A 12,138-nucleotide genomic window follows, 5' to 3' on the forward strand; every position below is an offset into this window, starting at 1 on the left:
GCGGGGAATTCACTTCTGTCATCGAAGCAGGGTGATGCGGTCCTGCTTCGACGGGGTGATCGTCTTGTGGGCGCGGAGGTAGGCGATGAACTCCTCGTGGTCGCGGCCGTTGCGGTAGGGGGCGGTGAAGGACGAGAGGGCGGTGTAGCCGTCCGCGCCGATGAGGGTGTAGCCGAGCCCGGCCACCCGGTAGGACCGCGCGAGGTCCAGCGGCTCGCCGTCGATGAGGAAGCGCTGGGGGTCCACGCGCCGTCCGACCGGCCGGGTGGTGTCGAAGGTGGCGCGGACGTTCGAGGAGAACGCGAGCGGGCCGTGGGCGACCGTGCCGTTGGCGCGCTGCTGCCACTGCTGCTCGAAGGCCTGCCGGAGCTGCTCGCCGGTGAGGGTGACGGTCAGGATCGGGTTCTCGTAGCCGAGCTGCGAGTAGGCCTCGCCGAAGAGGATCAGGCCGTCCTCGTCCGCCGGGTTCGTGCCCTTGGCGTAGAGCAGCCGTCCGGCGACGGCGCTGGAGCCGGAGATCGGCTTGGCGGCGACCAGGCCGAAGTCGGCGCGGCCCTGCCGGTTCCGGTTCGCCGACCAGAGCATGAGGTCGGCGCCCAGATCGCCCATCGTCGATTCGCCGTCGGCGTCCAGCGTGGGCGTGAAGTCGCCGGTCAGGCGTCCGGCGGGGGTGGCGTGGCGGCGGTCGCCCTGTTCCGTCCAGTGGTCGACGACGCGCTGCATGGCCGGGTCGGGCGCGATGTCGAGCGTGACGGGATGGTTGGTCGACCGGGTGAGGTCCCGGACGACCTTCCCGGTCTCCGGGTCGAGCTTGAGATCGATCTCGTTGATGATCTGCCCCGCGTGCCCCGCCTCCACGAACGGGCGGAGGTTCCCGGCGGGGTCGGGCAGCATCGCGTTGAACCACCAGTGCCAGTGCCCGGTGATGATCGCGCAGACGTCCGGGTCGACCTTCGCGGCCATCTCCAGCGCGGGGCCGCCCGCCGCCAGGTTCGCGCCGTTGATCGGCGCGTGCCAGTTGTCGACCTGCTGCGCGCCGTCGTGGACGCACACGACCAGCGCGTTCACGCCGCGCCGCTTGAGCAGCGCGGCGTACCGGTTGGCGGTCTCGATCGGGTCCAGGCCGTCCAGCTCGGGGTTGTAGGAGCTGGAGCCGGTCGCGGTGTGCTCCAGCGTCAGGTGGATGAAGCCGATCGGGTAGCGGCGTCCGCGCGGTCCGTGGACGTACTCGACGTTGTACGGACGCAGGAACGGCCGCCCGGTCTTCCGCCACACGATGTTGGCCGAGTAGTAGGGGAACCGGAGCCCCCGGTAGCGGCGTCCGGTGGAGTCGCGGAAGCTGGAGTCGCGTCCGGGGACGCCGACCGGGACGCCCGCGACCATGTGCCGCAGGAAGTAGTCGACGCCGTAGTCCAGCTCGTGGTTTCCGAGCGTGGAGAAGCGCAGGCCGAGCGCGTTGAGCGCCTCGACCGGGCCCTCGTCCGACAGCATCTTGTTGTCCAGGGGCTCGCCGCCGCAGTAGTTGTCGCCGATCGAGAAGAAGATCGAGTTGCGCGGCGCCCGCAGCCGCCGGTGGTGCGCCGCGAGGTAGGCCGCGCCGCCGACGTGCAGGGTGTCGCCGCCGTTCCCGTCCGGGAGGTATCCGTCGGCGGCCGAGGTCGGGGTCCTCAGGTTGCCGTGGAAATCGGTGATGTTGAGCAGCTGGACGTCGATCAGCCCGTCCCGGTGCGGGACGGCCCGCTCCGAGGCGTAGGCGGGCCGTCCGAGCGCGAAGGCGGTCCCCGCCGCCGCGCCCGCCGCCAGCAGTGCCCGGCGCGACATGGGCGACCGGGTTCCGCAGCACTCGTCCATGGGGATCTCCTCAGCGCTCCTACCAAGATCGTCAAGAGGTGACCAGGTGGAGCTGTCCCGGTGATCACCAGGGGCGGTCCGGGGGCCGAACGGCGGGTGAACCGCGGGACCGGGAGGACGGAGATCATCGCGCCGCCCCGAACGTCTCGTGGCGCGAGAGGAAGCCGGTTACGGTGGGCGCGTGGGGACGATCCGAAGGCTCCGGGTGCCGCGCGGGGACGCGCTCCTCGCGCTGGTGGCGGCCGTCGTCGTGCTGGCGGTTCCGGCCGTCCGGGCGTCCGGCGGGGAGCGTCCGCTGTGGCCGGGCGGCGTGCTGCTGATCCTGGCGGCCACGCTCGTGCTGGCGGTGCGGCGGCGGTTCCCGGTGACGGTGCTGGGCGTCGTCACGGCCGCGGTGGTGCTGTACTACCCGCTCGGCTATCCGAGCGGGGCGATCGCGCTGGTGTTCCCGGTCGCGCTGTTCACCGTGGCGGTCGAGCGCCGGTTGTGGGTGGCGCTGGCCGTCGCCGCGGCCGTCGAGGCCGTGCCCATCGGGGTGGGGCTCGCCCGCGGACGGCGCCTCATGGACGGCAACGCGCTGGCGTGGCTGGCGCTCGGGCTGCTCATCACGATCTGGCTCGGCTACTACGTGCGCGGACGGCGCGAACGGACGGAGCAGGCCGAGCTGCGCGCGGCCGAGGCCGAGCGGACGCGCGAGCAGGAGGCCGCGCAGCGGGCCGTCCAGGAGCGGCTGCGCATCGCCCGGGAGCTGCACGACGTGCTCGCGCACCAGATCTCGCTGATCAACGTGCAGGCGGGCGCGGCGCTGCACCGGCGGGACGAGCCCGAGCGGGCCTACGCCGCGCTGGCGGCGATCAAGCAGGCGAGCCGCGAGACGCTGCGCGAGCTGCGGACCGCGCTCGGGGTGCTGCGGCAGGTGGACGAGGACGTGGCGGCGGTCTCGCCCGCGCCGTCGCTGGAGCGGGTCGGCGAGCTGCTCGACCGGGCGGTCGCGGCGGGGCTCGCGGTCCGGCTGGACGGGCGGGAGGCGGCGTCCGGGCTGCCGGTGGAGGTCGATCTCGCGGGCTACCGGATCGTCCAGGAGGCGGTGACGAACGCCGTGCGGCACGCGCGGGCGAGGACGGTCGAGGTGCGGATCGAGCGGTCCGCCGAGGCGCTGGTGGTGCAGGTGGACGACGACGGGCGAGGACCGGTGGACGACGGCGGAACAGGCGGCGGGCCGGGCGGTGGCAACGGGCTGCGCGGGATGCGGGAGCGGGCGGCGTCGATGGGCGGCGAGGTGACGGCGGGACCGCGGCCGGACGGCGGGTTCCGGGTGCGGGCGCGGCTGCCGCTCCCCGGCCCGGACGGGGACCTCGCGTGATCCGGGTGCTGCTGGCCGACGACCAGACGCTCGTCCGGGCCGGGTTCCGGTCGATCCTGGTGGGCGAGCCCGACATCGACGTGCTCGGCGAGGCCGACGACGGCGCGCAGGCGGTGCGGCTGGCCGCCGAGCTGCGTCCCGACGTCGTGCTCATGGACATCCGGATGCCCGTGCTGGACGGCCTGGAGGCCACCCGCCGCATCGTCCGCGACGCGCGTCTCGCGGGCGTCCGCGTGGTGATCCTGACGACGTTCGACCTGGACGAGTACGTGTACGGCGCGATCCGCGCGGGCGCGAGCGGGTTCCTGGTGAAGGACACCGAGCCGGCGGAGCTGATCCACGGCGTCCGGGTGGTGGCGCGCGGCGACGCGCTGCTCGCCCCGTCCGTCACGCGGCGGCTGATCGCCGAGTTCGCGCTGCGGTCGGCCGCGCCCCCGCCCGACGCGGCGCTGGACGCGCTGACCGCGCGGGAGCGGGAGGTGCTGGAGCTGGTCGCCGCCGGGATGTCGAACGACGAGATCGCGCGGCGGCTGGTGCTGAGCACGGCGACGGCGAAGACGCACGTGAGCCGCATCCTCGCCAAGGTCGGCGCGCGCGCCCGGGCGCAGCTGGTCGTGCTCGCCTACGAGTCCGGCATGGTGCGTCCGGGCTGGCTCGGCTAGCGGACCCGCCGCCGGGGGAGGCGGCGGGCCGCGCGTTCCGAGGCGTCAGCCGAGCGGTTCGAGCGCGCCGGTCCGGTCGGGGGCGGGTGCGGCGTGCCGGGCGAGGCGGCCGGGGAGCCAGATGCGTCCGCCGAGGTCGTACGCGAGCGCCGGGAGCAGCAGCGACCGGACGACGACCGTGTCGAGCAGCACGCCGAACGCCACCGCGAAGCCGAGCTGCACCATCGCGACCAGCGGCAGCGCGGTCAGCGCGGCGAACGTCGCGGCCAGCACGACCCCGGCCGAGGTGATCACGCCGCCGGTGACGGTCAGCCCGCGGACGACCCCGCGCCGGGTGCCCGACCGTCCGGTCTCCTCCCGGACGCGGTGCATCAGGAAGATGGTGTAGTCCACGCCGAGCGCGACCAGGAAGATGAACGCCAGCAGCGGGAACGAGGCGTCGCCGCCGCCGAAGCCGAACGCGTGCCGGAACACCAGCGCGCTCACGCCGAGCGTCGCCAGGAACGACAGCACGACCGTCGCGATCATCAGCAGCGGCGCGACCAGCGCCCGCAGCAGGACGGCCAGGATCAGGAAGACCACGGCCAGCACGACCGGGATGACGACCGCGTTGTCGCGGGCGGCGGCGCGGCGGGTGTCGAGGCCGACCGCCGCCGTCCCGCCGACCTCGGCGGTCCCGCCGACGGCCTTCCGCAGCCGGTCGACGGTGTCCTGCGCGGCCCGGCTGTCGGCCGGGTCCCGGAGCGTCGCCTCGTACCGGACGAGCCCCTGCGCGACGACCGGACGGCCGACCTCGGCGACGCCGTCCGCCGAACGCAGCGTGGCGGCCAGCCCGGACGCCCGCGACGCGTCGCCGATGACCACGGCGGGAGCGCCGGACCCGGCGGGGAAGTGCCGTGCGAGCACCTCTTCACCGGTCACCGAGTCGGGCTTGGTGACGAACTGGTCCTCGTTCGGCAGGCCGTGCGCGGACAGCGAGCCGAGGCCGAACGTCAGCGCGACCAGCACCAGCGACGTGCCGAGCCACAGCAGGCGCGGACGGGACGCGACGAGGCGTCCGACGCGTCCCCAGAGGCCGTGCTCGTCCTGCGGCGGCGCGGCCGGGTCGTAGCGGGGGACGAGCGGCCAGAAGACCCAGCGGCCCAGGACCACCAGCAGCGCGGGCAGCAGCGTCACCATCGCGGCGAGCGCCGCGACGACACCGGCGGCGGCCACCGGGCCGAGCCCGCGGTTGCCGTTCATCGTCGCGGCGAGCAGGCACAGCAGGCCCACCGCGACCGTCCCGGCCGACGCGATCACCGCGGGGCCGGCGCGGCGCAGCGCCGCCGCCATCGCCTCGTGCCGGTCGGCGTGCCGCCGCAGCTCCTCGCGGTACCGGGCGACGAGGAGCAGCGCGTAGTCCGTCGCGACGCCGAACACCAGGACGGTCAGGATCCCCGAGGTCTGGCCGTTGAACGTCAGCCCCGCGTGCTTCGCGAGCAGGTACACCGCCGACTGCGACAGCCCGAGCGCGAACACCGCGCTCAGCACCGGCACCAGCCAGAGCAGCGGGCTGCGGTAGATGAGCAGCAGCAGCGCGATGACCACGGCCGCCGCGACCAGCAGCAGCAGGCCGTCCATGGACCCGAACACCGCGCTCAGGTCGGCGACGCCGCCCGCGGGCCCGGTGACGTGCGTCTCCAGTCCGGCAGCGCCGCGTCCGGCGATGTCGCGCGCCGACGCCACGGCCTTCGCCGCGTCGTCCTTGGCGATCGGGACGAGCGTCCGCAGCGCCCGGCCGTCCTTCGACACGAACGGCCCCTGCGCGGTTCCGGCTCCGGGAAGGCGGGCGAACGCGGCCGCGTCGGCGCGCGCCTTCGCCACGTCGGCGGGCGTGACGCCCGCCGTCCGCTCGTACACGACCACGGCGGTCACCGGCTCGCCGGCGCGGAACCGCTCGTCCAGCTTCGCGACCCGCGTGGACTGCGCCCCTGCCGGGAGCCAGCTGGCCGTGTCGTCCTTCTGGACGTCCTTGAGGCGCCCCGAAAGCGGCCCCACCGCCACCAGCAGGACGATCCAGAACGCCAGGACGGCCCATTTGGCGCGCCGGCCCGAGACCAGCGCGGCCAGGCGGCCACCGGGACCTTTTCGGCTCCCGTTCACGATGATGCCTCCTCGGTTCTCGGTTCAGGCGTCCATCGTGTTTCGCGAGCCGTTCCCGCCGCGTCGGGCGCGAGATCGCACCCTGCCTACACACCGAGCTGTAAGGAGGCCGCCGCGCCTACATCCCGAGATGTACGGGCCCTGATTGCCGGCGGTGCGGAACGGGCATGGGGAAAAGGCCGGGCACGCCGTTCGGCGTGCCCGGCGGAAATGGTCAGGAAATGCGAGAGAACGGGTTCGGGGTCTGGGCCGTCCAGCGGTGGAGCTGGGCGCGCGCGGTCTGCTTGGTGACGCCGTTCTCGGTGACCTGCGCGCTCTGCACGACGTAGTAGAGGCCGTGCCCCACGGAGACCAGGCCGTACTGTCCGGACGCCCCCGACCAGCCGCGAACGCCGGTGGCACGGTCCAGCTCACCGCGCGGGGAGAGCGGGAGGACCTCGCCCTTCTCGGCGGTCGGCTGGCCCTTCAGCGTCTGCAGCCGCGGCCGGGACTTCGCGTCCACCGCGAACAGCGAGTAATTGGGGAATCCGGGCTTGGCGCCCTTGTACGCGGCCATCAGCCAGGTGCCGGAATCGGGCGCGTATTCGAGATTCTGGACGCCGTAGTTGGTGTTACCCGTGTAGACGAAGTACTTGCCGTCGGTCCCGGACGGCCCGCTCGTGTGCGGCAACTGCTGGGTGAGCGGCTTTTCGTAACGCTTCCAGGAACGGATGTCGTACTGGAGCAGCACCTGGTAGTCGTTGTCCGACCGTCCCGTGTTCGAGTAGATGCCGTAGGCGACGGTCAGGCGCTGCGGGCCGCCGCGCTTTCCGAAGGCCGGACCGAAAGCCACGCCGTCGATGCCGCTACAGCCGTACCGGTGGTCCGGGGTCGCGCCGGTGTTACCGTCGAAGACGCCGTCGCCGTTCATGTCGGCGGCGTAGTCGGCCACGACCTCCTTGAGGTAGACGGTCGAGACGACGCCCGCGTCCTCGGCGTTCATGCCCATCCGGTCGATCCGGTCCACGTCGAAGACCGCGATGTAGAACGACCTGGCCTCCTTGTACTCCAGCGAGCCGTAGACGCGGCCGTCCGCGGGGTTGAAGTCGAGGTCGCCGAGGTGTCCGGTGAAGCCGGTGACCGACCCGATCGGACGGCCCGACATGTCGGTCTTCACCAGCAGGTCGGTGAACGAGAAGTACATGAAGCCGCGGCGCCGGTCCACGGCGATGCCCTGGACGTGGCCGGACTGCCACGCCCCGCCGTAGACCTCCTTCGGCGGCGCGCCGTGGCGTGCGGGCGCCGGGTGCGCGGCGGGACCGGCGGCGGGGACGGCGGCAGGGACGGCGGGACCGGCGGCGGGGACGGCTGCACCGGCGGGGACGGCCGTGCCGGCGACGGCGACGGCCGCGCCCAGGACGGAACTGAGCAGCAACGTGCGCATGGGTTTCGCTCCGGGGTGTGAGGGGATTTCGGGCATGGCGAATCCGCGGTTCGCGACGGTCGCGAGGGCGTCCCCCCGCACGATGATCATCGTCTGGCCCGGAAAGCTACCCCGGCTGTCAAGCCCCCCTCAGCCCGGCGGGCGGCGCGCCCGCGCGTCCGGACGAAGGGTGGGATCGCAGGTCAGCGGTCGGTCGGCGCGGGCCAGGACGGGGCGCCGTCCCGGCCGAGGACGTGCAGCCGGACGCCCCGCGCGCGCTGCGCCTCGACCTCGGACTCGGGGGTGGCCGCGTCCACGATGACCAGGTCGAAATCGGTGAGCGGGGCGAGCTGGAAGAGCCCGTTCTTGGTGAACTTGCTGTGGTCGGCGAGCAGGACGCGGCGGTCGGCCGAGTCCATCAGGGCGCGCTTGACCGCGACCGTCTCCTGCGACTGGTGGTAGCACTGGCCGTTGGTGATCGCGGTCGTGGACATGAACAGCAGGTCGGCGCGCAGCGAGCGGATCGCCTCGGTCGTGCGCAGGCCGAGGAAGGCGTCGTAGGCCGGGTAGTAGGCGCCGCCGAGCGCGATGAGGTCCACGCCCGGCTCGCCGGTCAGCGCGTTCACCGCGGCGAGGAAGTTGGTGATCACCGTGACCGGGCCGCGGCCGGGCAGCAGCCGGGCCAGCTCCAGCGCGGTGGTGCTCTCGTCGATCATCACGGTGGCGCCCGCGCCGACCAGGCCCGCGGCGGCGGCGGCCAGCGCGTGCTTCTCGGCGGCCATGGCCTGGCGGCGGTGCCGGACGTCGCCGTGGTAGCTGGCGGACGGCTCGGCGGTCGCGCCGCCGCGCACCTTGCGCAGCCAGCCGGTGCTCTGCAGCTCGTCCAGGTCGCGGTGGATGGTCATCGCGCTGACGTCGTGCGCGGCGGCCAGGTCCTTGATGCGGACGAACCCCTCGTCGGTCACCCGCTTGCGGATGGCCTCGCGCCGCCTGCGGGTGCTGCCGCCGTCGGCGTCCGGTCCGGTCGTGCTCGGCAGTGCGTCGTCGGTCACCGGGTTCCCTTCTCGGGGCCGCCCGGCCGCGGGTCGGCGGGGCGTCGATGTGACATTGATGTTGAAAATAACGTACTACGTCTCGCGGTTCGTCACGGCGTCGTGTGGCGGGAGTTCGCGGCAGCCGCCGGGGCTGGCCAGCGCATCGAGGATGACTGGCGATGTTACAAGTTACGAACTTCACGTTGGGACCGCTCTAAATCACAGGTATCGATGTGAAGTTCACGGGCTGATGTTGACATTCGTGCGCGGCGGGGTGTTGTGTTCACAACCGCAGCGGGGCGCGCGACCGCTGCGGCCACCCCCACACCGCCCTTCTTCACGGGCGGGACTTCGAGGAGAACCCAGTGAAGAAGCCCTCCCTCCGAGCGGTCGCCGCGGCCGCCGCCGCCCTGGCCGTGCTCGCCCCGGCCGCGGCCTGCTCCGCCAAGGCGTCGGGATCCGGCGGGGACCACGCCAAGGTCGCCTTCCTGATGCCGGACATCGCCTCGACCCGCTACGAGCAGTACGACGCGCCGCTGTTCAAGGCGAAGATGAAGCAGCTCTGCGGCGGCTGCGACGTGCTGTACCAGAACGCGAACGCCGACGCCGCCAAGCAGCAGCAGCAGGCCACCTCGGCGCTCGCGCAGGGCGCCAAGGTCATCGTCATCGACCCGGTCGACTCGGCGGCGGCGGCCTCGATCGTCCGGATGGCGCAGTCGCGCAAGGCCGCGGTGATCGCCTACGACCGGCCGATCCCGGCGGCGAAGGCCGACTACTACGTGTCGTTCGACAACGAGAAGCTCGGCCACATGATCGGCCAGTCGCTCGTGGACCACCTCAAGGAGACCCGGGCGCAGGGCGGCCTGCTGGAGGTCAACGGCTCCCCGACGGACGCCGCGGCGGGCCTGATCAAGAAGGGCGTGCACAGCGCGGTCGACCCGAGCGGGTTCAAGCTGCTCGCCGAGTTCGACACCCCGGGCTGGGAGCCGGCCAAGGCGCAGGAGTGGGTGACGGGCCAGATCAGCAAGTTCCGCGGGCAGATCGCGGGCGTGGTCGCCGCCAACGACGGCACCGGCGGCGCGTCGATCGCCGCGTTCAAGGCCGCCGCCGCGAAGGTCCCGCCGGTCACCGGCAACGACGCCGAGCTCGCCGCGATGCAGCGGATCGTCGCGGGCGACCAGTACAACACCATCTCCAAGCCCATCAGGATCGTGGCCGAGGCGGCGGCGGTCGCCGCGCACGGCTTCGTGAAGGGCGAGAAGCCGAAGGGCAACGCCACGCTGTTCGGCACCCCGTCGGAGCTGTTCGTCCCGACCGTGGTGACGCAGCAGAACATCAAGGACGTGGTGAAGCCGGGCGGCGCGCTCGAACCGGCCCAGGTCTGCACCGGCGTGTACGCCGCGTCCTGCGCCAAGCTCGGCCTCCGCTGACGGCCCCGCCGACGGCCCCCGCCGACGGCGTCCGCTGACAGCCCCCGCCGACGGCCGCCGCTGACGGCCGCCGCTCCAGCCCCCAACGCAGCCACGAAGGTTCGTCATGTCCCCATCGCCTCCTTCGCCGCCCGGCCCCCTGCTGTCCCTGCGCGGCATCAGCAAGTCCTTCGGCGCGGTCGCCGCGCTCACCGACGTCGACCTCGACGTGTCGGCGGGCGAGGTCGTCGCCCTGGTGGGCGACAACGGCGCCGGCAAGTCCACCCTGGTCAAGACGCTGTCGGGGGTGCATCCGCCGGACGCCGGGACCATCACCTTCGAGTCCCGCGAGGTCACCGTCGCGAGCCCGGCCGCGGCGCAGCAGCTCGGCATCGCGACGGTGTTCCAGGACCTCGCGCTCTGCGAGAACCTCAACGTCATCGAGAACCTGTTCCTCGGCCGGGAGCTGCGCGGGCTGCGGCTGGACGACGTCGCGATGGAGGTCCGCTCGCGCGAGCTGCTGGAGCAGCTCTCGGCGAAGATCCCGTCGGTGCGGGTCCCGGTCGCCGGGCTGTCGGGCGGGCAGCGGCAGACCGTCGCGATCGCCCGCTCGCTGCTCGGCGACCCGAAGGTCATCATCCTGGACGAGCCGACCGCCGCGCTCGGCGTCGCGCAGACCGCCGAGGTGCTGAACCTGATCGAGCGGCTGCGCGAGCGCGGCCACGGGGTCATCATGATCACCCACAACATGGCCGACGTGAAGGCGGTCGCCGACACCGTCGCGGTGCTGCGCCTCGGCCGCAACAACGGCGTGTTCGACGCGGCCACCGCGTCCGCCGAGGAGATCGTCGCGGCCATCACCGGCGCCGCCGACAACGAGGTCACGCGCCGCGCCCGCCGCACGGCCGAGCGCGCCGCCGCCGCCAGGCCCGCGCCGGAACCCGCCGTTCCGGAACCCGCCGTTCCGGCGACCGCTTCCGCGGAGCACGACACCACCGAGAACACCGCCGAGAAGGAAGGCGCCGACGATGAGTGACCTCGACGTGCGGCCCGCCGAGGCCGCCCGGACCGGCGCGGACGGGCCGTCCGGCGCGCGCGGCGCGGTCGCCGCCGTCACCGACCGGCTGCGCGGCGGCGACCTGGGCGTCGCGCCCGTGGTCGCCGGGCTGGTCGTGATCTGGACGGTGATGCAGATCCTCAACCCGGTCTTCCTGTCCAGCGACAACCTGTCGAACCTGACCATGGAGATGGTGCCGGTCGGGGTGATCGCGCTCGGCGTGGTCTTCATGCTGCTGGTCGGGCAGATCGACCTGTCGGTCGGCTCGCTCAGCGGCGTCGCGGCGGCGGTGACCGCCGTCCTGTTCGTCGACCAGGGCCTGAACCCGTGGCTGGCCGTCCTGGCCGCCGTCGCGCTCGCCTGCCTGATCGGCTGGGTGTACGCGCAGATCTTCAACCGGTTCGGGGTGCCGAGCTTCGTCATCACGCTCGCCGGGCTGCTCGGCTTCCTCGGCGTGCAGCTGCACGTCCTCGGGCCGAAGGGCGCGATCAACCTGCCGTTCGACTCGCGGCTGGTCACCTTCGCGCAGCTCGACTTCGTCCCGGCGTGGCTCGCGTACGTGCTCGTCGTCGCGGCGTCCGCGGCGCTGTACGGCACCGGCCACGCCCGCGCGGTGGCGCGCCGCCGCGCCGGGCTGTCCGCGACGTCCGAGCGGGTGCTGGTGCTGCGCGGCGCCGCCGCCCTCGCGGGCCTCGGGCTGGCGGTCTGGTACCTCAACCGGGACCGGGGCGTCGGCTGGATGTTCGTGTTCTTCCTCGCGCTGGTGCTCGTCGCGCACTACGTGCTGACGCGCACGAGCTACGGCAAGGCCGTGTACGCGGTCGGCGGCAACGTCGAGGCCGCGCGCCGGGCGGGCATCAACGTGCGGACGATCTACACCTCGGCGTTCGTCATCTGCACCACGCTCGCCGCGATCGGCGGCATCCTGGCCGCCGCCCGCCTCGCGGCGGCCAACCAGAGCACCGGCGCGGGCGACGTCAACCTCAACGCGATCGCCGCCGCCGTCATCGGCGGGACGAGCCTGTTCGGCGGGCGCGGCGGCGCGTTCGCGGCGCTGCTCGGCATCCTGGTCATCCAGTCCATCTCCAACGGGCTGACGCTGCTGAACCTGGACTCCTCCTACCGGTTCATGGTCACCGGCGTCGTGCTGATGCTGGCGGTGGCGCTGGACTCGGTCGCCCGCCGGTCGCGCGCCTCACGCGGCCGGGCCTGAGCGGG

9 protein-coding genes are annotated in these 12,138 nt (G+C 73.2%); 5 read left to right on the forward strand and 4 right to left on the reverse strand.

All coding sequences use genetic code 11. The features are described 5' to 3' along the window. Positions 1 to 18 precede the first annotated feature (18 nt). On the reverse strand, positions 19 to 1,851 hold the full coding sequence (locus ACFPCY_RS12905) for a bifunctional metallophosphatase/5'-nucleotidase (protein ID WP_378254640.1): 1,833 nt from the start codon (positions 1,849 to 1,851) through the stop codon (positions 19 to 21). A gap of 181 nt (positions 1,852 to 2,032) precedes the next feature. Here ACFPCY_RS12905 and ACFPCY_RS12910 point away from each other — a divergent pair, with 181 nt between their 5' ends. Further along, a complete protein-coding gene (locus tag ACFPCY_RS12910; protein ID WP_378254642.1) occupies positions 2,033 to 3,214 on the forward strand; it encodes a sensor histidine kinase in 1,182 nt (393 codons plus the stop codon). Beyond that, positions 3,211 to 3,876: a response regulator gene (locus ACFPCY_RS12915; protein ID WP_378254644.1), complete on the forward strand. Its 666-nt coding sequence runs from the start codon at positions 3,211 to 3,213 to the stop codon at positions 3,874 to 3,876. Before ACFPCY_RS12910 ends, ACFPCY_RS12915 begins: the two co-directional genes overlap by 4 nt. A 45-nt stretch (positions 3,877 to 3,921) precedes the next feature. Here the strand turns inward: ACFPCY_RS12915 and ACFPCY_RS12920 are convergent, their stop codons facing one another. The 3 genes from ACFPCY_RS12920 to ACFPCY_RS12930 all read right to left on the reverse strand — a co-directional run bounded on the left by ACFPCY_RS12920 (position 3,922) and on the right by ACFPCY_RS12930 (position 8,472). Next, on the reverse strand, positions 3,922 to 6,018 hold the full coding sequence (locus ACFPCY_RS12920) for an MMPL family transporter (protein WP_378254646.1): 2,097 nt from the start codon (positions 6,016 to 6,018) through the stop codon (positions 3,922 to 3,924). Between the two features lie 214 nt (positions 6,019 to 6,232). After that, complete coding sequence (locus tag ACFPCY_RS12925; protein WP_378254649.1) at positions 6,233 to 7,531, reverse strand: hypothetical protein; 1,299 nt, start codon at positions 7,529 to 7,531, stop codon at positions 6,233 to 6,235. Positions 7,532 to 7,623: 92 nt separating this feature from the next. Then, complete coding sequence (locus ACFPCY_RS12930; RefSeq protein ID WP_378254651.1) at positions 7,624 to 8,472, reverse strand: DeoR/GlpR family DNA-binding transcription regulator; 849 nt, start codon at positions 8,470 to 8,472, stop codon at positions 7,624 to 7,626. A 347-nt stretch (positions 8,473 to 8,819) separates the two neighbouring features. On the opposite strand from ACFPCY_RS12930, the gene ACFPCY_RS12935 reads away from it, so the two are divergent. The 3 genes from ACFPCY_RS12935 (at position 8,820) to ACFPCY_RS12945 (ending at position 12,133) form a co-directional block, all read left to right on the forward strand. Further along, entirely contained in the window at positions 8,820 to 9,884 is a 1,065-nt protein-coding gene (locus tag ACFPCY_RS12935; RefSeq protein WP_378254652.1) for a substrate-binding domain-containing protein, read from the forward strand. Between the two features lie 106 nt (positions 9,885 to 9,990). Next, positions 9,991 to 10,899 carry an ATP-binding cassette domain-containing protein gene (locus tag ACFPCY_RS12940; protein WP_378254654.1) on the forward strand — a complete coding sequence of 303 codons (909 nt, stop codon included), beginning with the start codon at positions 9,991 to 9,993 and terminating at the stop codon, positions 10,897 to 10,899. Next, positions 10,892 to 12,133: a sugar ABC transporter permease gene (locus tag ACFPCY_RS12945; protein ID WP_378254656.1), complete on the forward strand. Its 1,242-nt coding sequence runs from the start codon at positions 10,892 to 10,894 to the stop codon at positions 12,131 to 12,133. The genes ACFPCY_RS12940 and ACFPCY_RS12945 overlap by 8 nt, the downstream gene beginning before the upstream one ends. Positions 12,134 to 12,138 lie beyond the last annotated feature (5 nt).

This window comes from Actinomadura gamaensis (genome assembly GCF_042652125.1).
Lineage (GTDB): Bacteria > Actinomycetota > Actinomycetes > Streptosporangiales > Streptosporangiaceae > Spirillospora > Spirillospora gamaensis.

Coding starts and splice junctions, on each gene's coding strand:
- ACFPCY_RS12905 (WP_378254640.1), bottom strand. CDS start 1,851: ATGGACGAGTGCTGCGGAACCCGGTCGCCCATGTCGCGCCGGGCACTG.
- ACFPCY_RS12925 (WP_378254649.1), bottom strand. CDS start 7,531: ATGATCATCGTGCGGGGGGACGCCCTCGCGACCGTCGCGAACCGCGGA.
- ACFPCY_RS12940 (WP_378254654.1), top strand. CDS start 9,991: ATGTCCCCATCGCCTCCTTCGCCGCCCGGCCCCCTGCTGTCCCTGCGC.
- ACFPCY_RS12945 (WP_378254656.1), top strand. CDS start 10,892: ATGAGTGACCTCGACGTGCGGCCCGCCGAGGCCGCCCGGACCGGCGCG.